This window comes from Duganella phyllosphaerae (assembly GCF_001758785.1).
Taxonomy (GTDB): domain Bacteria; phylum Pseudomonadota; class Gammaproteobacteria; order Burkholderiales; family Burkholderiaceae_D; genus Rugamonas; species Rugamonas phyllosphaerae.
On sequence record NZ_LROM01000085.1, the window covers coordinates 77,820 to 101,148 of the forward strand.

Below are 23,329 nucleotides of genomic sequence, written 5' to 3' on the forward strand. Positions count from 1 at the left end.
TTTCAGTTGTGGTCCGGCCTACAGGCAAGTCGATCACTTTTCCATCAAAAATGAACCTTGTCCTCCAGAGTGCCGTAACAGGCCGAGCGCGCAATCGTCAACTGCGTATCCGCCCCTTGCTGGCCGCCTTGCTCAGTGCTGGCATCCTGCTGCCGGCCACCGTCGCCATCGCCGCCGACGATGCGGGTGGCGCTGTCCGCAGCCAGCCCACCAAGGCTTACGCCATCGCCTCGGCGCCGCTGGCCGAGGTGCTGAATCGCTACGCTGCCGAAGCGGGCGTGGTGCTGGTGTTCGACGCCGGCAAACTGGGCGGCGCGCGATCGCAGGGCTTGCAGGGCAAGTACGATGTGCAGGGCGGCTTCCAGGCGCTGCTGGCCGGTACCCGGTACGATGCGGTGATGAACAGGTCGGGCGGCTTCGTGCTGCGCGAACGGCCGGCAGTTGCTCCTGCTGTTGCCACTGCTGGGGGCGGCAAGACCGCGGCCAGCGACGTACCATCGACCCTGCAGGCGATTCACGTGCAGGCGTCCACGCTGGGGACGGTGGACAAGCTGGACCGCGAAATGATCAGCAATGCGGCCGCCATCAACGGCGACCTGACCAGCATGTTGCGCATCAATCCGAACGTGCAATTCGACGAATCGCTGCTGTCGTCGGCCACCGGTGGTGAAATTGCGCCGGCCGAGATCAGCATCCACGGCGCCAAGCCGTACCAGAACGAGATTTTGCTCGATGGCGTGTCGATCTCCAACAGCATCGATCCCGGCAACAAGATCATCAGCGGCAGCCCGGATTTCGTGCCGGGCGCGTCGCAATCGCTGGCGGTTGACGCCAGCATCCTGTGCGAGATCGAGGTGCTCGACTCCAACGTGTCGGCCGAGTATGGTCGCTTTACGGGCGGCGTAGTCAAGGCGAAGATCTGCTCGGCGCGCAAGCAGTTCGGCGGCAAGGTCGCTGTCGGCTACAGCTCGTCGAGCTGGAGCGAACTGCTGATCGATCCGGCCCAGCGCGAGGACTTCGAACAGTCGTCCAACGCCGACTTGCAGCCGCGCTTCAAGAAATGGACCTACAAGACCACTGCCGAAGCGCGCATCGGCACCGATTGGGGCGTCCTGGTGAGCGGCGTAAGACGCAAGTCGGAAATCCCCCTCAAGCGCTTCGATACCGCGAACGAAAGCACCACCGTCAGCCGCGAAGTCACGCAGGAGCGCAAGCAGGATACGCTGGTTGTCAAAGCCGATTACACGCCGGTGCAAGGCATCCACAAGGGCGAGTTGACCCTCGCTTACGCGCCATCGGACAACAGCTATTTTCTCGAAAACTTTCGTGACAGCGATTACACCATCAAGTCCGGCGGCTTGAATTTGAGCGGCCGGCTGGAGTCGCGCTTCGACCTGGCCAGGGTGACCAACCAGCTGTCCTGGTCGCGCAGCCGGCAATCGCGCCGCGGGGAAGCGAACCTGTACCGCAACTGGCGCTGGTCGGAGGCGAAGAACTGGGGCGACCCCACCGGCACCAACCCGACCAGCGGCGAAGGCGCCTGGGGCGATATCGACCAGGAGACCAAGTCGCTCGAGTACAAGCTGGGCGCCGCTTTCACGCCGTTCAAAACCGGCGCCGTGACGCACCGCGTGGCCGGCGGCCTGGAACTGCGCAAGCAGGAGGGCACTTACGCCCGCCTCAAGGACCAGTACCACTACCTGACGCCGGCCAACCTGGCCACCACCGGCGCCATCTCGCGCTGCGAGATGGCGGACGGCACCGTCGATACCGAGGCCTGTTCGACTTCGCCGACGCTCACGCGCGGACAGGGCGATTATTTCCGCAACCTGATCATTTATAACACCGGCGGGTTCACCGTCGATGCGCACTCCACGTCCGCCTACCTCGAGGATGAAGCGACCTGGGGCGGCTTCTCGCTGCGCGCCGGCGTGCGGGGCGACCGCGATTCGCTGGCGGGCCAGACCAACTTCGCACCGCGCATAAAACTCGGCTGGCAGGTCAGCGATCCGCTGTCCCTCGACCTGGGCGCCAACCGTTACTATGGCCGCAACCTGTTCGGCATCGCGATGCAGGAAAAGGTCAACCTGCTCAAGACCACCCGCCAGCGTATCGGTACCACGCTGACCTGGGGCCCGATTACCGCCAGCAAGCCGCTCAACCGCCTGGAAGACGTGAACTCGCCGCATGACGACGAGCTGACGGCCGGCCTGACCTACGAGTCGGACCTGCTGGCCGGGCCACTGAGCGTGCGTTACACCCATCGCGACGGCAAGGACCAGATCGTGCGCCGGCTGCTGACCGGACAGGCCGATTGCAATGCCAATCAGTGCTACGTGTTTACCAACAACGGCGCCAGCGAAACCAGGGACTGGACGGTGAGCTGGTCGAACGCCCGCGCGTTCAAGCTTGGCAGCACCGTCAACCGCATGTGGGTAGCGGCCAACAAGAGCGATACCAATTCCAACTACTCGACCTACGCCGAGACCTACAGCAGCGCTTTGCTCACCGACGAGCTGATCAACTACGGCGGTACCGTGATGCGTTATTCGCAAATGCCTGCCGACAATTACAACCGCCCGTGGACTGTGCGCGTTGGCGCCATGACCACCTTGCCGGCCCGGCACCTGACCGTCAACAACATGTTGCGCGTGCGCGGCAGCTACGACAGTTACACGCGCCGTGGCACGGCGCAGTACGAGGGCGCGGCTATCCCGAACTTCGAGCTCACCCGGTTGCCGACGTCGCTGGCGATCGATACCGTGGTGCATTGGTCGCCGCGCATCGACAAGCGCCAGGAGCTGGACGTGAAACTGACCATCGAAAATCTCACCAACCGCAAGAACAAGATGACCGTCAGCGAAGCGTATGTGACCTACGAGCGCGGTCGCACCATCGCACTGGAGATCGGCTATGACTTCTAAATTCAAACTCATCGCTGTCATCGGCCTGTGGTTTACCGTGTCCACCGCCACGGCGGCTGAAGCGTTCCGCTGGGATCAACGGGTGCAGCGCGGCCAGCTCGCTAACGGTTTTACGTACTACATCGTCGATGGCAAAAGCCTGGGCAACACGGTCTCGCTGCAACTGGTGGTGCGCGCCGGTTCGCTCGATGAGCGCGACGACCAGTCCGGCGTGGCGCACATGGTCGAGCACATGGTGTTCAAGGCGTCCACCGCCCACCCCGAGGGCGTGGGCAAGTACCTGGAAAGCCAGGGCTGGCGCATCGGCAAGCACTACAACGCGCAAACCAATTTCGAGCGCACCCTGTACCAGCTGATGGCCGCCAACAAGCCGGCCAGCATCGCGGCCGGCGTGGGCGCGCTGGCGCAAATTGCCGGCGGCGCGCAGATTCCTGCGGATGCACTGGAGCGCGAGCGCCAGGTGATCCTGGAAGAGTGGCGCGGCAAACTCGGTGTGCGCGAGCGCATGGACCGCCAGCGCCGCGCCATGCTGCGCGAAGGCTCGCTGTATCCGCAGCGGCCCACCATCGGTACCGAAGCGAGCATCCGCAGCCAGCCAGCCGAAGCGCTGCGCAAGTTTTACCAGGACTGGTACCGCCCCGGCAATATGGCGCTGGTGGTCGTGGGCGATGTCGATGCGAAAACCCTGCGCACGCAGATCGCCGCCGCCTTCAACGGTTTGACGCCGGGCGCGCTGCCAGAGCGCAACTCTGCCGACCCGGTATTGCGCGACCAGCTGCAAATCCTGCGCTTGCAGGATTCGGAAAGCGGCACCAGCCAGGTGGGTTTCATCAACCGCTTTACCGTGGACCAGCGCCAGGACGACGACGGCTTGCGTGCGCGCCTGGTGGACCGTGTTGCAGAACGCAGCCTGCGCGCGCTGGTGCGCGAGGCTGCCGGCAACCTGCCGGCAGGCGTGTCGTCGCTTACCAGCAGCAAGGGCGAGCTCGGTGACGCTACCGCATCGCTGGGCTTTTCGTCGAGCGTGGCGGTGGGCAGCCACCAGGCCGGCCTGCGCCAGATTTTGCTGATGCGCGAGCGTGTGCGCCGCGACGGTTTGCGCGACGACGACATCCGCGCCGAGATTGAAGAGATCCGCCGCATCAACGCCAAGGGCCCGCAGCAGCAGGCCGCGCGTGATTTCCAGGGCTGGCAGCAAATGCTGGTCGGCGCGGTGCAGGCCGGGCGCGTGCTGCAAGATCCGCAGCAAAAGCAGGCGCAGATCGCCCGCATCGCCGACGCCATCACGCCGGTCGAAGTGAACGCCCGCGTGCGCGCGTGGATAGACGCGCCCGACCGCGCCGTGTTCATGCTGGCGCCGGGCCTGAGCCCGCTCACCCTGCCGCCTGCCGCTGAAGTGCTGGCATTGCAAAAGACGCTCGCTGCGCAACCATTGCCGGCGCTGGTCAAGGTGCACAAGGAGGCGCTGGCCGCCTTGCCGGCCGTGGTGCTGCCCGAGATCGAATCGGCTGGCGCCGTGCTGCGCCAGGACGACCTGGGCGGGGGCGTGCAGCGCTGGACCCTGGGCAATGGCGACGTGGTGGTGTGGCGCCACGCCCCGAACGACGCGGTGATGCGCTTTGCCGCCCAGTCAGGCGCCGGCTACCGGCTGCCCGGCGCGCCCGGCTGGCAGTGGCAACTGGCTGCGCAACTGGGCAACATCGCCGACCTGGAAGGCCAGGAGCTGGGGCAACTGGCGCGCTGGAGCGCGGCGCACAAGGTGCGGCTGTCGCAACAGCAGACCGAAACCCAGCTGACCTACAGCGCACAAGTGCCGGCGCCGCAGCTTGATGACTTGTTGCAGCTGTACGCGGCCGGCCAGGTGCAGTCCGATATTTCGCAGGCCGCCCTGAGCGACGCCAGCGAACAGCTGGCGCGCCAGAGTGCGCGCCGTCCCGACAGCGCCGGCGAGCGCGCCGGCCGCGAGATGAGCCGCCTGCGCTATGGCGAACAGTTGCCGGGCGACGCCATGCCGGACCTGGCGGCGGTACAGGAACTCGACAGCCAGGCCGGTTTGCAACGGGTGCGCCGCCAGTGGCGGCAACTGCGCGCGTTGCCGGTGACGTATTTCGTCAGCGGCCCGGTTGATGAAGCGACCGTGAAGGCGCTGGTGGAGCGTCACCTGGCCGGCATTGTGCGTCAAGCTGCAGCTACAGCTACAGCTACAGCTGCAGCGGCACCGGCACCGGCAACCGCAACCGCAATGGTATCCGCACCGGTACCCGCATCGGCCTTTTCCGGCCCAGCATCCACATCTGCGTCTGCCACGGCGCTGCAGCAAGCGGGCGGCTATCGCGAGACCCGGTTGGCGATCGGCATCGAGCCGCAGGGCAGCGTGCGCGCCCACGGCAGCCAGCCCCTGGCCTGGTCGCCCGAGCGGGCCATGCGTACGGCCATCGTCTCGCGCATCGTGTATCGCCAGTTGCGCACGGAGTTGCGCGAAAAAGAGGCGGGCATCTATCGGCTTAACTACAAGCTGAGCCTGGAGCCGCAAGGGCGCCTGGCCAGTGAGCTGTCGTTCACCGCCGCACCGGAACGGCTCGATGCGCTGTGGGCATTGGCCAAGACAGTGCTGGAGCAGCTGCCAGCCCGGATCGACACGGCCATGCTGGAAGAAGAAATCCGCCAGATGCGCAGCGACGAGGGCAAGCGCAAGACCGACGCCACTGCCCAGTTCAACCGCCTGCAGCTGAGCTACAACCGCTACGGTGACGCGCGCTACCTGAAGGAGAGCGCGCAACTGGCGGCAGGCCTGACGCCCGAGAGCGTGCGCGCACTGGCGCAGGAGTTCAGGCTGGTCGGCGACCTGGTGGTGGTGAAGGTGTTGCCGAAACCAGCTGTACTGCCGTAAGTGCCCCGCAGGCTCTTATTTCGTTCCCAAGTGCTCGCGCAATTCCTGTTCGTTGGCTTGCGTGTAGTCCTTGTTAATCTCACGTTCAATGAACGACTTCACGTGCGGATCGAGCACCGCGCGCAGCGCCCCGAGAAACTGTGGCGAGGCGCAAAGCACCAGGCGCTGAAACTGGCCTTGTTGCTGCGCCTCGCGCAGTCGGGCGGAGATATCGCGGGCGAACTGTTCGGCTTCCTGTTCGGCTGGCGTATGGGCCGGCTGGTAGGCCTTGTTGGGCGCGCCGGCTTTGGCGTTGTGGGCCAGGCTGACGCCCTGGGTGCCGCCGATATTGTGGCCGGTGTTGGTGGCAGCCGTGGGGCCTATCTTGTCCGGCTCGGTCTCGGTCACCCGCAGCCGCATGGCCGGATTGACCATGTCTTCGAGCTCCTGCAGCGGCTTGGCCGGATCTTGCGCGCTGAAAATTCTGGCCCGTCCGGCGTTGGCGGTGACTATCCATGTAGTGTCCATATCGATCTCCTTTCAACGTAGCGTCAACGTTTTACGCGTGGAGATCCAGTATAGGCACGGTCCTGTAAATGAGGCGCACCGTCGCAGCGACGACCAGCCAGCCGACACCGCTCCGAACAATACTTCACCTGCTCCCAGTCACGCTCCCACTTCTTGCGCCACGTAAAAGGCAGCTGGCAATGCGCGCACAGCTTGGTCGGCAGCTCTGATTTCTTGCGCATCTTGGCCATGTGGTTCTCCTCAGGTGCTCTTGCCGAGTTCCTTCTCCAGGAATTGCTCCAGCCCCTCCAGCGACTTGCCCTTGGTTTCCGGCAGGCAGGTCGCCACAAAGATCAGCGACAGCACGTTGATGCCAGCAAACACGAAGAACGTCGCACTGCCGAAATGCGCCATGGCAATCGGGAACAGCAGCGCCACCAAGCCATTGAACACCCACTGGCACGCCACGGCGGTGCCGGTCAGCACACCGCGCACATGCATCGGGAACAGTTCCGACATCAGCAACCAGTACACGGGCGAAATCAGCATCTGCATGAACAGCAGGAAGCACAGGATGCAGGCCAGCGCGGCGTAACTTTTGCGATCATCAGCTCGTTCTGGCTGACCAGCCGGGCGCGCCGACTGGGGCCCGCCATCTCGGCGATAAACACCGACACCGTGGACGAGGCGCCACCGACGGCCAGGCCGAGTACGAAGCGCATGGCAACCATGATCGCCACCGAGGGGGCAAACGTCGTGCCCAGCACGCCGATCAGGAACACCAGCGACAAGCCCATCAGCGTGGTGCGGCGGCCGTATTTGTCCGACAACGTGCCTGCCATCAGCGAGCCGATGGCAGCGCCAAAAACCAGGGCCGAGGTGACGATGCCGTCGGTCACTGGGGGCAGGCCCAGGCCACCCTGATCGAGCGGCGCACTCATGAAGGGCAGGGCGCCCGAAATGACACCGGTGTCGTAACCGAATGCCAGCGCCCCCATGGTAGCTGCGATGGCTACCTTAAAAACAAAGCGGCTTTCCTTGGTATCGGGCGTTGTGGGCTTGGCGGGCGCTTCTGAAGGGGAGGGCATGACTGAATCCTTGGCAATTTCTTAGCATCAATCTTTTGCAGAGTAAACGAAATTGCCCAGGATGTAAGTTCGGTGGGATGCATAGGGAAAGCGAGCGGGGCACTTCCCGTCAGGAATTTTTCAGCTCCCCGTACAGTGCCAAGTATTCCTGGCTCAGCTTGTGATTCCGGTCGAGATGGATCATCGGCAGGTTGCGCTCGTGCGATTCACGAATACGGATTGAGCTCGACAGCTTGTTCTCGAACACCGGCAAGCCTTCTTCGGTCAGTTGCTCGACCATCCTGCGCGGCAAGCTGGCTCGCGGCTGGAACTGGTTGACCACGATGCCCTCGATGGCCAGGTCGGCATTATGGTCGGCCTTGATTTCCTTGATGTTGTTGATCAGGGTGTAGAGCGCCTGGCGCGAAAAATCGTCGCAGTCGAACGGAATCAGGCAACTGTCCGCACCAATCAAGGCAGCCTGGCTGAAGAAATTATAGGCGGGCGGCGTATCGATAAAGATCTGGTCGTATTCCTTGCCCAGTTCGCGCAGCAGGTCGCGCAGCTTGTAGATCTTGTTGCGCGATTCGAGCTTCGATTGCAGGTCGCCCAGCTCCGGGTGGGCGACGATGATGGACAGGTTGTCGAACGGCGTGGGGTGGGCGTAGTGCCCGGCCGGCTGGGCAAACTGGCTGAAGCTGAGCACCTGCTCGAAGTAATCTTTTAGTGTCGGCGTGGCGTCGTGCGCCGCCGCGCCCAGCACGTAGCGGCTGGAATTGCATTGCGGGTCGATGTCGATCAGCAGCGTGCGCTTGCCCTGGCTGGCAGCGATGGCTGCCAGGTTGACCGCGATGGTGGATTTGCCCACGCCACCTTTTTGATTGAAGATCACCCGTTTCATCGCACGCCCGTGTAGTGATGGAAATGCAACCATTCTAGATGAACTGGCGTGGGCAAGCGATATAAAGATCACTTATCGCCTTGAGCAGGCGCGCTCAACGCACGTCGGTCTCGCCCGTCGGTACCTCGATATGGGCCACCTCCACCCAGCCTTCTTCATCGAATACCGGGCAGTCCGTTGCCAGCCTGACGGCTTCGTTGAAGTCGGCAGCGGCAATCACGGAGTAACCGTGCAGGGTGTCGGCAGAGATGTTGGGACCGGTCAGTCGCGTCTTGATTTCGACGCTGCCGCTACACAGCTTGCCACGGTCGACCAGCGCGGCGCCCAGTTGCTGAAACCAGGCATGCCAGCGGTTGCCATCATGCGGCGTGGCGTCCGAGGCACCTGCGGGCGGGCCCCTGAAGACGAGCAGAAATTGTTCCATGATGATCCTCCAGTAAAGAGATCGCTGGATAAAATCCTAACAGAGCTCCCTGCTCGATGACGCGCGTTGTGACGCACGTTGTGACATGCACTCGACGGCGCACCGGACACTACCACGGCAGTTCATCCCCGGTGTAGGACCGGAACGAACCGCTGTCGGCCGGCGTGAGCGCATCGAGCACGCGCAGCATGTCGCTGGCGGCGTCGTGCGCCGGGCGGCCGATGGCGTCACCGCGAAAGGGCCGCGACAGCTGCGAGTTGACGGTGCCCGGATGCAACGCCACCAGGACGCTGTTCTTCTGGCTGCGCGCGATTTCGATGGCAGCGGTCTTGACCATCATATTGAGCGCGGCCTTCGAGGCGCGATAGCTGTACCAGCCGCCGAGCCGGTTGTCGCCGATGCTGCCCACCTTGGCAGACAGCATGGCCACGACGGCGCGCTGGCTGTCCAGCAATGGCGCGAAGTGGCGCAACAGCAGCGCCGGCCCGAACACGTTGGCCTCGAACGTGGCCTGCATTTGCACGGTGTTGAGGTCGGCGAGGCGCTTTTCCGGCATGAACGCTGGCGTGTGCAGCAAGCCGGCAGCGTTGATGATCAGGTGCAAGCGCGGGCCAGCCGCGAGCTGGCGCGCGGCCTCGGCCACGCTGTTTTCATCGGCAAAGTCGAGGCCAGGCGACGAGTGGCGATGCAGTCCGTGCACCGATGCGCAGCGCGGTGAGGCGCGCAGCAACGCGACAAAGGCGGCGCCGATGGTGCCGGAGGCGCCGATCACCAGCGCGTGAAACTGGTCGGGAAGACTGTCCATCATGGCGGGCTCCTGGTGCATGTTGAATTGGTTCAGTGTTCAAATCGCGAAGGGCAGGGCAGCAGCTGCTTCAGTGTATCGCCAATGAGCAGCAGTTGCGGTGTGTCGGGTGCGGCGTTGTCGCTGGTGTCGTTGATGCAAAAAAAGTCGAGCTTGCCGAAGCTGGCGCGCAGTTCGCCGAATTGTTCGGTGGCGTCGGCCGCCCCGCTCGACAGGTAGGCCGACGCGCATTCGCGCACGATCGCGCGGCCGAGGTGCACCATCCAGCGCGGCACCAGGTCGGGAATCAGCGGCGGCACCGCCCACGAACGGAAGACGGTGCTGCGCACGGCATGGAACAGTTCCGGCGCTTCGTGCTCGAGCTGGTGCATCGCGCTCACCAGCATCGGCCGCGGCGAGTGGGCGAAGATGCGGGGAACGTGGCGGTAGTGCGGGTCGCGCGCGGACAGCCAGCTGCGCGACAGCAGCGACGCATTCACCAGCGCGCTTTCATGCGGCTGTGGCGCCGGGTAATCGGGCAGCAGTGCCGCTTCCTTGAAGACCGCCAGGCCAGCCTCGGAAAACCACCATGCCGCATCGAAAGGCGCGCCAAGAAAAACGTCGTCATTGAAGTAGATAAAGCGTTCGGACAGGCCGGGCAGGTGGTGCAGATAGCTTTCGATATGGCCGGAGTCGAACACCGGCAGTGCTGCGGCCGGCATCAGGGTGCGATGATCGACGATGCTGACGCCCGGTCCTGCCCGCAGCCAGGCCGGGCACTGGCCATCGGTGACGATGTACACGTGCCCGTGTTCCGGGAAAAAGCGCTGCAACGCGCGCAGGTTGTACCGCAGTTCGCCATTGTCGCGGTAGCGGCCCGACACATCGGCAAAGCGCGCCGCGCCGGCCGTATCGCCGCTGCGTGCCTGCGCTGCGCGCCGGTTCGCCTGCCAGCGCGGATCGGCCCCGTCCACCCACAGGTAGACGACGTCGATGCGGTCGGCGTCTGGCGTCGGGGTGCCTGCGTGGCTCAGGCAGGGCAGCCTGGCGTGATGCGCGGCAGTGCAAGGCGCCAACGGAGCAGACGGCACGCTTGGGGTCAACATGGGGATTCTTTCTCGATCGGTAACCCCCGATTGTAGTTACTTTCGACAATTCCCTGTGCTTTAAGAATATATTTTTGCGGGACAGGTGGCTGCTGGAGCCGGGCTTTGTCCCGCTATCGTTGCCGTAACGGGCCGGGCGTAAGCGGCCGACCGCTGCCGATGGCGGTACAATCGGACCGTCCGACCGTTTCCGCCAATGGGCCCATCCATGTACCGACGCCATTTTCTCGCCGCACTGGCGGCATGCGCAGCGCCTGTTGCCAAGGCCGCCCAATCGCCGTGGCCGCTGCTCCAGCGCGGCGGCTACGTTATCCTGATGCGCCATGCCGCCACGGTGCCTGGCATTGGCGATCCGCCCGGATTCAGGCTAGCTGCGTGCGCCACCCAGCGCAACCTGTCGCAGGTCGGCCGCGCCGATGCGGTCAGGATCGGCGCGGCATTGCGCAAGAACGCGGTGCCGGTCGGACCCGTGCTGTCGAGCCGCTGGTGCCGCTGCCTGGACACTGCCCGGCTGGCGTTCGGACGGGTCGAAGCCAGTCCGATGATCGATTCGATGTTCCAGGATGACGAAGCGGCGCGCGCGCGAAAACTCGCGCAGCTGCGCAGTTATCTGGCGCGGTACAAGGATGCCGCCAACCTGGTGCTGGTGACCCACGACGTGAACATCCGCGCGCTTGTTGGTCAATACGTGGAACAGGGCGAGTTCGTCATCGCCGGGCGCAGGCCCGATGGGGGCCTGGTCATCGAAGCGACGGTCTCTCCGGCGCAGCTGGAAAGCTGAATGTCAGATAAGGAAATCGACCGGGCGCGAGGCTTTCTGTTCCGGAAACAAAAACGCCGATCTGCAGGGATCGGCGTTTCGTTTAAGACTGTTCTTGGTGGCCCGGGGCGGAATCGAACCACCGACACAAGGATTTTCAATCCTCTGCTCTACCAACTGAGCTACCAGGCCAAGGACCAGAATTATAGCAGGCTCCGGAAAAAGCGCAAGCGTCAATTTCTATTCCACACAAACGCTATAATGGTCGGATGAATAAATCCACGTCCCCGTCCACCTCCGCCGCTTCTACCTTAAGCGCCGAGATTTGTATCGTCGGCAATGGTGCGATTGCCAAGACCACGGCATTGGGGCTGGCGAACGCCGGCCTCAAGGTGATTCTGCTGGGGCCGCCGGCGGCGCCGGTAACTACTCCAGCCGAAGGCTGGGATGCGCGCGTGTATGCCCTCAATCACACGGCGCACCGGCTGCTGTCGTCGCTCAAGGTGTGGGGCGCGCTCGATGCCGCGCGCGTCACGCCCGTCGATGCGATGATCATTCACGGCGACGGTCCCAAGCCGGGCGGCCTGGCGTTCGACGCCTACGGCGCCCATACCGATACGCTGGCCTGGATACTGGAAGAGCGCAACCTGAACCAGGCGCTCGACGCGGCGCTGCGCTTTGCCCAGAACGTCACCATCGTCGGTGGCCGTGCGGCGGCGCTGCAGCGCGGCGACGACCTTGCCACCGTCAAGCTGGCCGATGGCAGCAGCATCGAAGCGCAGCTGGTGGTGGGCGCCGACGGCGCCGAGTCGTGGGTGCGTGGCCAGTGCGATATCGGCCTCGATTACCGCCCCTATGGTCAGCGCGGCGTGGTGACCAATTTTGCCTGCGAAAAGCCGCACCACGGCGCCGCGCACCAGTGGTTCACGGGCGAGCAGGGTATCGTCGCGCTGCTGCCGCTGGCGGGCAACCAGGTGTCGCTCGTCTGGTCGGCGCCCGATGCGCTGGCCGATACCCTGCGCGCCGAAGCGGCGCAGCAGATCGCCGACCGCCTGGCCGTATATGCGGCCGACACACTCGGCGCACTGACGCCATTGCAGCCGGAACTGGTGCGCGATTTTCCGTTGCGCCTGATCCGCCCGCACGCCATGACGTCGCCGCGCGTGGCGCTGGTGGGCGACGCCGCCCACGTGGTCCACCCAATGGCCGGCCACGGCATGAACCTGGGCTTTGGCGACGTAGCGCAATTGATCGAAACGCTGGCCGCCCGCGAACCGCAACGCGGCGTGGGTGACGCGCGGGTGCTGGCGCGCTACGAGCGCGCGCGCAAGGAAGACGTGCTGCTGATGCAGGTCACCACCGACGGCCTGGCGCGCCTGTTTGGTGCCGACGCCGAGCCGCTGCGCGCGGTGCGCAACCTGGGCTTGAATCTGCTCGACAAAATACCGGTGCTCAAGCGCCGTTTGATCTCGCACGCCATGGGCAAGTGAGTCTGTCATGTTTATCGGAGAAGTTATGAGAAAGAGTAAGTTGGCGTTGGTCCTGCTGTCGGTATTGATGGCGTCGTGCGGCAATGCGCAGGATGCGCAAAAAGCGCCGTCGGAAGAAGAGCTGCGCAAGATCGTCGAGCCGCGCCTGGGCGAAGGCGTCAAGGTCGATTCGATCAAGGCCACGCCGTACGGCGGCCTGTATGAAATCCGCATGGGCAGCGACATCCTGTACACGGACAAAACCGGCACCTATGTATTCAACGGCCATGTCTTCAACCTCACCACCGGCGTCGATCTCACGCGCGAGCGCATCGATGAAATGACCCGCGTGAAGTTCTCCGATCTGCCGCTCGACAAGGCGCTCAAGACCGTCAAGGGCGACGGCTCGCGCGTGATCGCGGTGTTCGAAGATCCGAACTGCGGCTACTGCAAGCAGTTCCGCAAGACTACGCTCACCGAGATCGACAACGTCACCGTGTACACCTTCCTGTACAACATCCTGCGCGAAGACTCGTTTACCAAGTCGGCCGGCGTATGGTGCGCGCCCGACCGCAACAAGGCCTGGGACGACTGGATGTTGACCGGCAAGCAGCCCCCGGCCGCGCCGGCATCGTGCAAGACGCCCAACCAGGAAATCGTCGCGCTGGGCCGCAAGATCGGCGTGACCGGCACCCCGACCATCATCTTCACCGATGGTTCGCGTCTGCCAGGCGCGGTAGATACCAAGACGCTCGAAGCAAAGTTCGCAAAATTAAAATAGCAGTCCGCCAGTCCAAAACCAGCAGGTCGTCCTCCAGGAGATTTACATGATCACTTTGAACATCAACGGCAAGGACGTACAAGTCGATGCCGATCCGTCGACGCCCATCCTGTGGGCGCTGCGTGACAAACTGAATATGACCGGCACCAAGTTCGGTTGCGGCGCGGCCCTGTGCGGCGCCTGCACCGTGCACCTGGCCGGCGAGCCGGTGCGCTCGTGCGTGATGCCGATTTCGGCTGCCGTGGGCCAGAAGATCACCACCATCGAGGCGATGGAGTCCGACAAGATCGGCAAGGCGGTGCAGGATGCGTGGGTCAAGCTCGACGTGCCGCAATGCGGCTACTGCCAGAGCGGGCAAATCATGAGCGCCACCGCGCTGCTGCGCACCAACAAAAAGCCGAGCGACGCCGATATCGACAGCGCCATGAGCGGCAATATCTGCCGCTGCGGGACCTATCAACGCATCCGCGCCGCCATCAAAGACGCCGCCAGCACCATCGCTTAAGGGGGACGTATGCGCATTGAATGGATCAACAAGGATAACGTGGACGCTGCGCTGGTATCGCAGGCAGCTACCGCCACGCCGGCGGGCGTATCGCGCCGCGGCTTCATGAAAACCGGCGCCGCTGCCGGCGGTGGGCTGGTGCTGGGCTTCTTCATGCCCGGCGCCGGCCGTTTCGCCAACGCCCAGCAGCCGCCGGCCAAGGTGTACGAGCCGAACGCGTTCCTGCACATCGCGCCCGACAACACGGTGACGGTGCAGGTCAATCGCCTGGAATTCGGCCAGGGCGTGCAGACCTCGATGCCGATGCTGATCGCCGAGGAGCTGGACGCCGACTGGTCGAAGGTGCATGGCGCGCTGGCGCCGGCCGGCGACCAATATAAAGACCCGGCCTTCGGCATCCAGATCACCGGCGGCTCGGGCAGTATCGCCCACTCGTACACGCAGTACCGTGAAATCGGCGCCAAGGCGCGCGCGATGCTCGTTGCTGCCGCTGCCGAACAGTGGAAAGTGACGCCCGCCCAGGTGAAAGCGGCCCACGGCGTGCTGACCGGCCCTGCCGGCCAGAGCGCCACCTTCGGCGCCATGGCCGATGCGGCCATGAAGCAGCCGGTGCCCGCCACCGTCACGCTCAAGGATCCGAAAGACTTCAAGATCATCGGTAAGCCTGTCAAGCGGCTGGACGCCAAGCTCAAATCCACCGGCAAGCAGCAGTTTGGCATGGACTTCAAGGCGCCCGACAGCAAGGTGGCATTAGTCGCCCGTCCGCCGGTGTTCGGCGCCAGGGTCGGCAAGCTCGATGCCAGCAAAGCCCGTGCGATCAAGGGCGTATTGGAAGTGCTGGAAGTGAAAACCGACCGTGGCGGCAGCGGCGTGGTGGTGGTGGCCGACGGCTACTGGCCGGCCAAGATGGGCCGCGACGCACTGGTCATCGACTGGGACACCAGTGCGGTAGAAAAGGTCAGCAGCGCACAGCAGCTGAAAGACTTCAAGGCGCTGGCGCAAAAGCCGGGCGCCTCTGCGCGCAAGGCCGATACCTCCAAGCTCGCCGGCGCGCCGAAGAAAATCAACGCCGTCTACGAATTCCCGTACCTGGCGCACGCGCCGATGGAGCCGCTCAATTGCGTGGTGGACCTGCGCGCGGACGGCTGCACCGTGTGGGCCGGCACCCAGTTTCAGACCGTGGACCAGGGTGCGATTGCCGCCACCGCCGGTTTGAAGCCTGAACAGGTGGTGCTGAACACCATGATGGCCGGCGGTGGCTTCGGTCGCCGTGGCGTGCCGTCGTCCGACTACCTGGTCGAAGCGGTCAACGTTGCCAAGGTATGGCGCGCGGCCGGCAAGACCGATCCGGTCAAGGTGGTGTGGAGCCGCGAGGACGACATCAAGGGAGGCTACTATCGCCCGTCGCACGTGCACCGCGCCGACATCGGCCTCGATGCCCAAGGCAATATTGTCGCCTGGGACCACGTGATCGTGGGCCAGTCGATTGCCGCCGGCACCATGTTCGAGCCGATGATGATCAAGGAAGGCGTCGACTCCACCATGGTCGAAGGCATGGGCGAACCGTACGACGTGCCGCTCAACCTGAGCGCCCATATCGCCAAGGCCAATGTGCCGGTGCTGTGGTGGCGCTCGGTGGGTTCCACCCACACTGCCTACGTGATGGAAACGCTGATCGACGAAGCCGCGCACTCGGCCAGGATGGATCCGGTGGCTTACCGCAAGAAGATCATGGGCGAGAAAGGCAAACGCCACGTCGCCGCGCTGGACCTGGCCGTGGCCAAGTCGGGCTACGGTAAAAAAGCGCTGCCGAAAGGGCAGGCGTGGGGCGTGGCCGTGCACGAATCGTTCAACACCGTGGTGGCGTACGTGGTGGTGGCGTCGGTCAAGGACGGCGTGCCCAAGCTGCACAAGGTCACGGCTGGCGTGCATTGCAATACCGCCGTCAACCCGCTCACCATCGAAGCGCAAGTGCAGGGCGCAGCGTTGATGGGCCTGGGCATGACGATTCCCGGCGCGGCCATTACGCTCAAGGACGGCGTGGTCGAGCAGCAGAACTTCAGCGACTACTCGGTGGCGCGCATGACCGACATGCCAGCCATCGACGTCCACATCGTGCCGTCGAACGATCCGCCCACCGGCATGGGCGAACCTGGCCTGCCGCCGCTGGCGCCGGCGTTTGCCAACGCGGTGTTCAAGATCACCGGCAAGCGCCTGCGCAAGCTGCCGTTCGATCTGGCTTCCGCCTAAGGCGCCATGGCGCTGACCGGTATCTTGCTGGCGGCCGGACGGGGCAAGCGGTTCGACCCGTCCGGTGTGCAAAACAAGCTGCTGCAACTGGTCGATGGCGAGCCGGTCGTGGCTAGGAGCGCGCGCAACATGCTGGCCTCACTGCCGCGCGTGCTGGCCGTGGTGCGGCCCGGCGACGACCGCGTGGCCGCGCTGCTGGGCCGTTTGGGCTGCGAAGTGCGCGTGTCGGAAAACGCCGACCTGGGCATGGGCGAATCGCTGGCTACCGCCATCGAGTACACGCGCGGCGCCGAGGGCTGGCTGATAGCCCTGGGCGACATGCCGTGGGTGCAGCCGGCCACCATGCGGTCGCTGGCCGCAGCGATCAACAAAGGCGCCAACATCGCCGCGCCTGTCTATAAAGGCAGACGTGGCAACCCGGTCGCGTTCAGCGGTTATCATTTACCCTTGTTGCTGGCGCTGGACGGCGACCAGGGCGCACGCGCCATCGTCAACAGCCATCCCGTGCGCGAGGTGGTGGTGGACGACGAGGGCGTGGTGCGCGATATCGATACGCCTGCCGATTTGACAGAGTAATTACCAGGACTCAGATGAAGAAAACGACTAAAACCCCGGCCATCGTCTACACCATCGTGGGCCATGACCTGGCGGCCCATTTGTTCCACGTAACCGTGACCGTGGCGGCGCCGTCCGAAGTGGGGCAGGTGTTTGCACTGCCGGCCTGGATACCGGGCAGCTACATGATCCGCGAATTCTCGCGCAATATCGTGCGCATCCGCGCCGAGTCGGACGGCCAGCCGGTCGAATTGACCAAGCTCGATAAACACTCGTGGCAGGCAGCGCCGCTGAAAAACCACGCGGCCGCGCTTACGCTGCATTACGAAGTCTATGCCTGGGACCTGTCGGTGCGCGCCGCCCACCTGGACCAGAACCACGCCTTCTTTAACGGCACCAGCGTGTTCCTGCGCGTACTGGGCCAGGAAGAAACGCCGCACGTGGTGGACATCCAGCGTCCCGCTGACGAAGCTGGCAAAACCTGGCGCGTGGCCACCGCACTGCCGGAACTCAAAGCCAAACGCTATGGCTACGGCACCTACATCGCCTCGAATTACGACGAATTGATCGACCATCCGGTGGAGCAGGGCGACTTTGCGCTGGCCACCTTCAAGGCGCACGGCATTGCGCACGACGTGGTGGTCACCGGCCGTGTGCCGAACCTCGACCTCGCGCGCCTGTGCACGGATCTGAAACGCATTTGCGAGACGCAAATCACCTTCTTCGAGCCGAAGGCCAAGAAGGCGCCGATGGACCGCTACGTGTTCATGACCATGGCGGTGGGCGACGGCTACGGCGGGCTGGAACACCGGGCCTCGACCGCGCTGATTTGCAATCGTGGCGATTTGCCGACGACTGCGGCCACCACGAAAGATATCGGCGACGGCTACCTGCAATACCTGGGCCTGTGCAGCCACGAGTATTTCCACACCTGGAACGTCAAGCGCATCAAGCCGGCCGCGTTTGCGCCGTACAACCTGCAAGTGGAAAATTACTCACCGCTGCTGTGGCTGTTCGAGGGCTTTACCAGTTACTACGACGACTTGATGCTGGTCCGTTCCGGCCTGATTGCGGAGCCGACGTACTTCAAATTGCTGGGCAAGACCATCGGCAGCGTGTTGCGCGGCAGCGGCCGTACCAAGCAAAGCGTGGCCGAATCGAGCTTCGACGCCTGGGGCAAGTACTACCGCCAGGACGAAAACGCACCGAACGCCATCATCAGCTACTACACCAAGGGCTCGCTGATCGCGCTGGCGCTCGACCTCAGCATCCGCGCCAAGACCGGCGGCAAGAAGTCGCTCGACGACGTGATGCGCGCCTTGTGGGAGCGGTATGGCCGCGACTTCTACCAGGGCGCTGGCAGGGGCGTGACCCCGGCCGAGGTGGAAGCGCTGTTTGACGAGATCAGCGGCGGGCGCTTCAAACCGTTCTTCGACAAGTACATCCGCGGCACCGAGGACGTGCCGCTGGCCAAGCTGCTGGCGCCGTTCGGGGTCAAGTATGTGGACGACCGCAAGTCGTCCCAGCCCAGCCTGGACGCCAACCTGGGCCGCGACGGCAGTGACTGCAAGTTATCTGCCGTGCACGAAAACGGCGCGGCGCACCTGGCCGGTTTGTCGGCCGGCGACGTGCTGGTGGCGGTCGATGGCTTGCGCGTGACTGCCACCAACCTGGACAGTTTGCTGTCGCGCTACGCGGTGGGCAGCACGGTGGAAATCCATGCGTTCCGGCGCGACGAGTTGATGACTTTCAGCGCCGTCTTGCAGGGTGACCGGGTGCCGGGCATTACCTTGTCGCTCGATCCGGTGGCGAAAAAATCGGCCGGGCCGCTGCGTCCGAGCGCTGCGCGCTAGGCTTTTTTTTACCCGCAAAGCCAACCAGACCCGCAACGCCAACCAGGGTCGGACCCCGTATGGGGTCCGACCCTACGTGGTCACGTCTGCGTATCGCAAATCCTGATGGCCGGGTTACGCTCTTCTCATGCCAAATTTCGGCATATTTACGCCATCATCCGGCACAAAGCTCCGTTATCGGCCCCATCCGCCGCCACTTTTGGCAGAAACCTGCTCACCAAGCCGCGTACAATGCTGCTATCATGCGAATAATTCTCATTCGCTAAATTGCGCTCATCATGGCCACTGCTTCGATTTCCCGCCGCGACATCGTCTCGCGAACGCTGGCTGCCGTCCTCGGCGGCTATGCCTTTACCTGGGGGCTGGTCGCGTTCGGCATGGCCGCCATGGTGGCCGCCGACATGGAATTTCATGATGCCGAACACCTGTCCGCCATCATCGGCTTCCTGGTGTTTTTGATCATCTTCCTGGCCGCTTTTGCTGCCCGCAACATCAACCGCGTGTGGCTGGTGCTGGTCGCTGGCGCCGTGATCCTGGCGGCAGCGGCCACCGGCATCCAGAGCCTGGTCGTCTAAATAGCCGAGCAACTGAGCAACCGACACTTACGGAGTTTTTCCAATGCTGCAGAATTTCAGACAGTCGATGGCCTGGGTACACACCTGGTTCGGACTGGCCCTGGGCTTTGTCCTGGTGGTGGTATTTTTCTTCGGCTCGCTGTCGGTGTTCGACCGCGAGATCGACCGCTGGGCGATTCCCGCTTCGCGCTTCGAGCCGCAACCGATGCCGTCGTTCGACAAGTTGATGCGCCCGATTTTCCAGGACATGCAGCCGCTGCCCGAAGCGCGCGCGTTCACCGAGCCGCTGGTCAACGGGCCGCTGCCTGAACATTTCGACAAGGTTCGCAGCTGGTCCGCTTACACCACCCATCGCGATCCGGTGCTGACCTTGTACGCCGGCTACGAGGTGCCGAACGCCAAAGATCCGGAAACCCTGATTTACGCCCAGCGCACGGTCGATCCGCGCACCGGCGCCGCCTTGCCCGACGACCGCCTCAAGGTCGGCAGCGGGTTTTTCTACCCGCTGCATTACAGCCTCACGTTGAACTGGAAAGGTGTCGGCTACTGGATCGTCGGCTTTGCCGCGCTGATGATGCTGGTGGCCCTGGTCACCGGCGTGGTCATGCACCGCAAGATTTTCCGCGAGTTGTTTACCTTTCGGCCTAAAAAGACCACCCAGCGCAGCATGCTCGATCTGCACAACCTGACCGGCGTGGTCGCGCTGCCGTTTCACTTCTTCTTCGCCTTTACCGGCCTGGTGATTTTTGCCGGCATCTACTTCCCGATCGGCCACACCCAGCTCGAAGCCTTGCACGACCAGCACGAAAAACACGAGGCGCTGGAAACCGGCCTGCCGCACGACCCGGCCGGCATCCCGGCCAAGATGGCCTCGGTCGACGCCATGGTCAAGGAAGCGCAGCGCCGCTGGGCCGAAAAAGGCATGGCTGGCGATGTCGGCTTGCTGTTCATGCAGCACGTGGGCGACGCCAACGGTTATGTCAGCGTCTATCGCGCCGGTACCGACCGCATTGCGCTGACCGGCGAGGGCATCCACTTCAAGGCATCCACCGGCGTCGTGATGCGGGAAGATCCACCGCCCACCGCTGTCGGCCGCATCAACGAATTCCTCACCGGCCTGCACTTGCAGCACTTCCGCCATTGGCTGTTGCGTTGGCTGTATGTGCTGGGCGGGCTGCTCGGCTGCGCCTGTATCGCCACCGGTTTCCTGTTCTTTGTCGAAAAGCGCAAGCGCCAGCACGCCAAACAGGGCAGCAGTGGCGCCCGCATTGTCGATGCGCTGGGCGTGACCACGCTCACCGGCATGATGATCGCCGCGCTGGGCATGTTGATCGCCAACCGCCTGCTGCCTGACGTGATGCCGTCAGGCTGGCCGCTGCGCGGCGACATGGAACAATACTGCTTCTGGGGTACCTGGGTGGTGGCGATGGCGCATGCGTTCTGGCGCACCGCGCCGGTGGCCGAGGGCCACATTGCCCCGGCCTGGCGCGAGCAATGCCTGGCCATCGCGGTGCTGGGCGTGGCTGCGCCGGTGCTGAACTGGATCACCACCGGCGACCACCTGCTGCGCACCATCGGCAACGGTTACTGGCCGGTGGCCGGCGTTGACCTGTTCATGCTGACCGGCGCGGTGCTGGCCGCCATGGCCGCGCGCAAGCTGCAACTGCGCGCCGAGAGCACGATGACAGTCAACACCCCGGTGATGGAGGCAGGTCATGCCTGATGCATTGATGTTGTTGGTGGCGCTGGTCGTCACCGTGATGGGCATGGGCTGGCTGGCCCTGTCGATGGAAAACCACTGGGAACAGGTGCGCGGCAAAGCGGCCTGTCCACCGGCCACGGTCAGGTCGCTGCGCTTGCTGGGCGCGGTGGCGCTGCTCACTTCCCTGGTGCTGTGCCTGATGGTCGACTCGGCGTCGATGGCGTCGCTGGTGTGGGTGATGAGCGTGGCGGGGGCGGCGGTGATCGTGGCGTTTACGCTCACCTGGAAAGCCAGCGCGCTGGCCCCCCTGGTGTTCTGGACTAAGGCTTAAATTTTCGGGCTAAAGCTTAGTTAAACAGGCGCGCCAACTCTGCGCCCGGATCTTCCGCGCGCATGAAGGCTTCGCCGACCAGGAACGCGTGCACGTTTGCCGCGCGCATGCGTTCCACGTCGGCCGGCACCATGATGCCCGATTCGGTGATCACCAGCTTGTCCTCCGGGATGCGGTCCAGCAGCCCCAGAGTATTGTCCAGCGAGACTTCGAACGTGCGCAGGTTGCGGTTATTAATCCCCAGCAGCCGGGTTTTCAGGCGCAGCGCGGCAGTCAGTTCGTCGCCGTCGTGGGTTTCCACCAGCACGCCCATGCCCAGTTCGTGGGCAACCGCTTCCATTTCCGCCATCAAGCCGTGGTCCAGCGCCGAGACGATCAACAGGATCGCATCGGCTCCCATCGCGCGTGCCTGGTAGATCTGGTAGATGTCGATCATGAAGTCCTTGCGCAGCGCCGGCAGCGCGCACGCGGCGCGCGCCTGCTCCAGGTACGCGGCCGAACCCTGGAAAAACTGTTCATCGGTCAGCACCGACAGGCACGCCGCGCCATGGGCTTCGTAGGTTTTGGCGATATCGGCCGGGTGGAAGTCGGCGCGGATTACGCCTTTCGACGGTGACGCTTTCTTGATCTCGGAGATCACGCCGGGTTTGCCGGCGTCGATCTTGGCGCGCAGGCCCGCTTCGAAGCCGCGCAGCTGGGCGCGCAGCTCGGTGTGCGATTCGACGTCAGCGCGCAGGCTGGCAAAGCTGCGGTGTTTTTTTGCGGCGGCTACTTCGTCGGCTTTGACAGCCAGGATTTTATTGAGGATGTCGGACATGGTTTGCGGTTCACTTATTCGGGCGTTTTATGGATCCCCGCGTTCGCGAGGATGACGGATCGGCGCGCGGCAGCGTTGTTGATAACGCTGCCTGGTCTGCGTTCATTCCCTGTTACCGGCACCAAGGTTCTGTGTAACCTGCACAAATTGTTCAACTTTTTTCAAGGCGTCGCCGGAGGTAATCGCCGCGCGCGCGCGTTGCAAGCCGTTTTCTATCGAATCGGCCACCCCGGCAGCATACAACGCGGTGCCGGCATTGAGCGCCACGATGTCGAAAGCGGGACCCGGTTCACCGCGCAGCGCTTCCATCATTTTCGCTTTCGATTCGGCGGCGTCGCCCACTTTCAGGTTGCGGCTGGCGATCATCGGCAGGCCGAAGTCTTCCGGGTGGATTTCGTATTCGCGAATTTCACCGTTGACCAGTTCACCGATCATGGTGCCGGCGCCCAGCGATACTTCGTCCATATTGTCGCGGCCATAGACCACGATGGCGTGCTGCGCACCCAGGCGTTGCAGTACCCGCACCTGGATCCCGACCAAATCCGCGTGAAATACGCCCATCAGGATGTTCGGTGCGCCGGCCGGGTTGGTCAGCGGGCCCAGGATATTGAAGATCGAGCGCACGCCGAGCTCCTTGCGTACCGGCGCCACGTGGCGCATGGCCGCGTGGTGGTTCGGTGCGAACATGAAGCCGATCCCGGTTTGCGCGATCGATTGGGCAATCTGTTCCGGCTTGAGGTTGATGTTGGCGCCCAGCGCCTCGATCACGTCCGCGCTGCCCGACGACGACGACACGCTGCGACCGCCGTGCTTGGCCACGCGGGCGCCAGCCGCCGCCGCCACGAACATGGCGGTGGTGGAGATATTGAAGGTGTGGGCGCCGTCGCCGCCGGTGCCGACGATGTCGAGCAGGCCGGTGGTGTCGGCCATGGGCACCTTGGTGGAAAATTCGCGCATCACTTGCGCAGCAGCGGCGATCTCGCCGATGGTCTCTTTTTTCACGCGCAGGCCCATGGTCAATGCCGCGACCATGGTGGGCGACATTTCGCCGGACATGATCTGGCGGAACAGGTGCAGCATCTCGTCGTGGAAAATCTCGCGGTGTTCGATACAGCGCAGCAGTGCTTCTTGATGGGTAATCGCCATGAC

At 63.9% G+C, this 23,329-nt stretch carries 22 protein-coding genes and 1 tRNA gene; 12 read left to right on the plus strand and 11 right to left on the minus strand.

Translation table 11 applies throughout. From position 1 onward, the window contains the following. Window positions 1–50 precede the first annotated feature (50 nt). Window positions 51–2,924 (plus strand): TonB-dependent receptor, encoded by a 2,874-nt coding sequence (locus DUPY_RS12530; RefSeq protein WP_084640685.1) that lies wholly within the window; start codon window positions 51–53, stop codon window positions 2,922–2,924. Next, entirely contained in the window at window positions 2,914–5,814 is a 2,901-nt protein-coding gene (locus DUPY_RS12535; RefSeq protein ID WP_070248510.1) for a M16 family metallopeptidase, read from the plus strand. Before DUPY_RS12530 ends, DUPY_RS12535 begins: the two co-directional genes overlap by 11 nt. A 15-nt stretch (window positions 5,815–5,829) precedes the next feature. Here DUPY_RS12535 and DUPY_RS12540 read toward each other — a convergent pair whose 3' ends face one another. From DUPY_RS12540 to DUPY_RS12565, 8 genes are all read right to left on the minus strand, one after another. Then, entirely contained in the window at window positions 5,830–6,321 is a 492-nt protein-coding gene (locus DUPY_RS12540) for a host attachment protein (RefSeq protein WP_070248511.1), read from the minus strand. Between the two features lie 23 nt (window positions 6,322–6,344). Beyond that, window positions 6,345–6,551, minus strand: coding sequence for a DUF2256 domain-containing protein (locus DUPY_RS27215; RefSeq protein ID WP_071651629.1), 207 nt, complete (start codon window positions 6,549–6,551; stop codon window positions 6,345–6,347). 10 nt (window positions 6,552–6,561) lie between these two features. Beyond that, on the minus strand, window positions 6,562–6,855 hold the full coding sequence (locus DUPY_RS28885) for an MFS transporter (protein ID WP_229255344.1): 294 nt from the start codon (window positions 6,853–6,855) through the stop codon (window positions 6,562–6,564). Then, on the minus strand, window positions 6,843–7,388 hold the full coding sequence (locus DUPY_RS12545; RefSeq protein WP_229255345.1) for an MFS transporter: 546 nt from the start codon (window positions 7,386–7,388) through the stop codon (window positions 6,843–6,845). The genes DUPY_RS28885 and DUPY_RS12545 overlap by 13 nt, the downstream gene beginning before the upstream one ends. Window positions 7,389–7,497: 109 nt before the next feature. Then, window positions 7,498–8,268, minus strand: coding sequence for a ParA family protein (locus DUPY_RS12550; RefSeq protein ID WP_070248512.1), 771 nt, complete (start codon window positions 8,266–8,268; stop codon window positions 7,498–7,500). Between the two features lie 94 nt (window positions 8,269–8,362). Then, a complete protein-coding gene (locus tag DUPY_RS12555) occupies window positions 8,363–8,692 on the minus strand; it encodes a YciI family protein (protein ID WP_070248514.1) in 330 nt (109 codons plus the stop codon). Between the two features lie 109 nt (window positions 8,693–8,801). Continuing rightward, window positions 8,802–9,497: an SDR family NAD(P)-dependent oxidoreductase gene (locus DUPY_RS12560; protein ID WP_229255346.1), complete on the minus strand. Its 696-nt coding sequence runs from the start codon at window positions 9,495–9,497 to the stop codon at window positions 8,802–8,804. A 32-nt stretch (window positions 9,498–9,529) separates the two neighbouring features. Continuing rightward, on the minus strand, window positions 9,530–10,582 hold the full coding sequence (locus tag DUPY_RS12565) for a stealth family protein (protein WP_084640687.1): 1,053 nt from the start codon (window positions 10,580–10,582) through the stop codon (window positions 9,530–9,532). 208 nt (window positions 10,583–10,790) lie between these two features. Between DUPY_RS12565 and DUPY_RS12570 the strand changes: the two genes are divergently transcribed. Continuing rightward, window positions 10,791–11,363, plus strand: a complete 573-nt coding sequence (locus tag DUPY_RS12570; RefSeq protein WP_070248557.1) for a histidine phosphatase family protein — start codon at window positions 10,791–10,793, stop codon at window positions 11,361–11,363. 95 nt (window positions 11,364–11,458) lie between these two features. Here DUPY_RS12570 and DUPY_RS12575 read toward each other — a convergent pair. After that, window positions 11,459–11,534: transfer RNA gene (locus DUPY_RS12575), tRNA-Phe, on the minus strand. Window positions 11,535–11,611: 77 nt separating this feature from the next. Between DUPY_RS12575 and DUPY_RS12580 the strand changes: the two genes are divergently transcribed. The 9 genes from DUPY_RS12580 to DUPY_RS12620 all read left to right on the plus strand — a co-directional run bounded on the left by DUPY_RS12580 (window position 11,612) and on the right by DUPY_RS12620 (window position 21,363). Then, window positions 11,612–12,832 carry an FAD-dependent monooxygenase gene (locus DUPY_RS12580; protein WP_070248516.1) on the plus strand — a complete coding sequence of 407 codons (1,221 nt, stop codon included), beginning with the start codon at window positions 11,612–11,614 and terminating at the stop codon, window positions 12,830–12,832. A gap of 25 nt (window positions 12,833–12,857) precedes the next feature. After that, entirely contained in the window at window positions 12,858–13,592 is a 735-nt protein-coding gene (locus tag DUPY_RS12585) for a DsbC family protein (RefSeq protein WP_070248517.1), read from the plus strand. A gap of 46 nt (window positions 13,593–13,638) precedes the next feature. Further along, on the plus strand, window positions 13,639–14,097 hold the full coding sequence (locus DUPY_RS12590) for a (2Fe-2S)-binding protein (RefSeq protein WP_070248519.1): 459 nt from the start codon (window positions 13,639–13,641) through the stop codon (window positions 14,095–14,097). Window positions 14,098–14,106: 9 nt separating this feature from the next. Next, on the plus strand, window positions 14,107–16,347 hold the full coding sequence (locus DUPY_RS12595) for a xanthine dehydrogenase family protein molybdopterin-binding subunit (RefSeq protein ID WP_070248521.1): 2,241 nt from the start codon (window positions 14,107–14,109) through the stop codon (window positions 16,345–16,347). Window positions 16,348–16,353: 6 nt separating this feature from the next. Next, on the plus strand, window positions 16,354–16,923 hold the full coding sequence (locus DUPY_RS12600; RefSeq protein ID WP_070248523.1) for a nucleotidyltransferase family protein: 570 nt from the start codon (window positions 16,354–16,356) through the stop codon (window positions 16,921–16,923). A 14-nt stretch (window positions 16,924–16,937) separates the two neighbouring features. Further along, window positions 16,938–18,755: a M61 family metallopeptidase gene (locus DUPY_RS12605; RefSeq protein WP_070248525.1), complete on the plus strand. Its 1,818-nt coding sequence runs from the start codon at window positions 16,938–16,940 to the stop codon at window positions 18,753–18,755. Window positions 18,756–19,033: 278 nt separating this feature from the next. After that, window positions 19,034–19,330 (plus strand): iron uptake protein, encoded by a 297-nt coding sequence (locus DUPY_RS12610; protein WP_070248527.1) that lies wholly within the window; start codon window positions 19,034–19,036, stop codon window positions 19,328–19,330. Between the two features lie 43 nt (window positions 19,331–19,373). Then, entirely contained in the window at window positions 19,374–21,053 is a 1,680-nt protein-coding gene (locus DUPY_RS12615; RefSeq protein ID WP_070248529.1) for a PepSY-associated TM helix domain-containing protein, read from the plus strand. After that, window positions 21,046–21,363, plus strand: coding sequence for a DUF3325 domain-containing protein (locus DUPY_RS12620; protein ID WP_070248531.1), 318 nt, complete (start codon window positions 21,046–21,048; stop codon window positions 21,361–21,363). The genes DUPY_RS12615 and DUPY_RS12620 overlap by 8 nt, the downstream gene beginning before the upstream one ends. Before the next feature lie 16 nt (window positions 21,364–21,379). Here DUPY_RS12620 and trpC read toward each other — a convergent pair whose 3' ends face one another. Both trpC and trpD read right to left on the minus strand, forming a co-directional pair. After that, window positions 21,380–22,180: an indole-3-glycerol phosphate synthase TrpC gene (gene trpC / locus DUPY_RS12625; RefSeq protein ID WP_070248533.1), complete on the minus strand. Its 801-nt coding sequence runs from the start codon at window positions 22,178–22,180 to the stop codon at window positions 21,380–21,382. A 102-nt stretch (window positions 22,181–22,282) separates the two neighbouring features. After that, on the minus strand, window positions 22,283–23,326 hold the full coding sequence (gene trpD / locus DUPY_RS12630; protein ID WP_070248558.1) for an anthranilate phosphoribosyltransferase: 1,044 nt from the start codon (window positions 23,324–23,326) through the stop codon (window positions 22,283–22,285). Between the last annotated feature and the right edge of the window lie 3 nt (window positions 23,327–23,329).